General features: G+C 71.8%; 1 protein-coding gene. It reads right to left on the reverse strand.

Features of this window, described 5'->3' with window-relative positions; translation table 11 throughout:
• Window positions 1–17: 17 nt before the first annotated feature.
• The coding region (locus F1003_RS18980; protein ID WP_202913932.1) for a hypothetical protein at window positions 18–255 on the reverse strand (238 nt) is incomplete at its 5' end.

The raw sequence follows: 255 nt of genomic DNA on the forward strand, positions 1-255 counted from the left end.
CAGTCGTGCGGCCCGGGTCAGGCCTGGGCACCCGCCGGGGGAGTGGTCGGGCAGATCACGCGGGTGGCGGGGGTGAAGAAGGTGCCCTCCTTGGCGGGCTGGCCGCCGCCGAACTCGGTGTAGATGTACGAGTAGAAGGCGACGTCGGGGTAGCCGCAGGAGGAGTCGGCGCCGATGGTGTAGGTCATGGTGACCTTACGGGTGGCGCCGGGGGCGATCGGCACGGAGTACGTGGCGCCCGCGCCCGCCTTGCAG

The organism is Winogradskyella ouciana (assembly GCF_009709615.1).
Classification (GTDB): Bacteria; Bacteroidota; Bacteroidia; order Flavobacteriales; family Flavobacteriaceae; genus Winogradskyella; species Winogradskyella ouciana.